Below are 374 nucleotides of genomic sequence, written 5' to 3'. Positions count from 1 at the left end.
ACAACCTGGAAGAACTTCTCCTAACAACCAGTGACGAACCAGTATCGGTTGAAGAGGCGAAGAAAGAACCGGAGTGGGTTAAAGCCATGAATGCGGAAATCAGTTCAATCAACAAGAATAATACGTGGACTCTCGTGAACAAGCCTATGGGGGTGAAGCCAATTGGACTCAAATGGGTGTTCAAGCTGAAGAAAAATGCAGATGGCACCATAAACAAACACAAGGCAAGGTTGGTTGCTAAAGGGTACGTACAACAACCTGGCATTGATTTCCAAGAAGTATTTGCTCCGGTAGCTCGAATTGAAACCATCAGGTTTCTCATTGCCTTAGCCGCTACTAATGGGTGGGAACTTCACCACTTGGATGTCAAAACG

General features: G+C 45.2%; 1 protein-coding gene. It reads left to right on the top strand.

The annotated features are described in order from the left end of the window. Window positions 1–374: reverse transcriptase domain-containing protein (locus tag HX793_RS32350; protein WP_178905634.1), on the top strand; the 374-nt coding region annotated here is incomplete at both ends.

The sequence above is a fragment of the Pseudomonas reactans genome, assembly GCF_013387025.1.
GTDB lineage: Bacteria > Pseudomonadota > Gammaproteobacteria > Pseudomonadales > Pseudomonadaceae > Aquipseudomonas > Aquipseudomonas reactans.
The sequence above is the reverse complement of the archived record's forward strand: the minus strand, read 5'-3'. Positions and strand labels throughout refer to the sequence as shown.